The 245-nt window shown below is 66.9% G+C and carries 1 pseudogene; it reads left to right on the top strand.

Features of this window, described 5'->3' with window-relative positions:
• Positions 1–245: pseudogene (locus ACZ6JE_RS15475) on the top strand (ABC transporter ATP-binding protein); the annotation flags it as partial.

Raw genomic sequence — 245 nt, 5'->3', positions numbered from 1 at the left:
TGGCCATGCTGCTCGAGCCGCAGATCAGGATCATGGACGCACCCACCACGGCGCTCGACGTGGTCGTGCAGCGCGACATCCTGCGCGAGATCGTCCGCCTGCGCGCCGAGCTCGACTTCGCCGTCATCTTCATCACGCACGACCTGCCGCTGCTGCTCGAGATCAGCGACCGGATCGCCGTGCTGCTGCAGGGCGAGATCGTCGAGCTGTCGACGGCGCAGCTGATCTACACCGACGCGCAGCAC

The sequence above is a fragment of the Frigoribacterium sp. AC759 genome (assembly GCF_979256015.1).
This window is presented reverse-complemented; position numbering and strand designations above follow the sequence as displayed.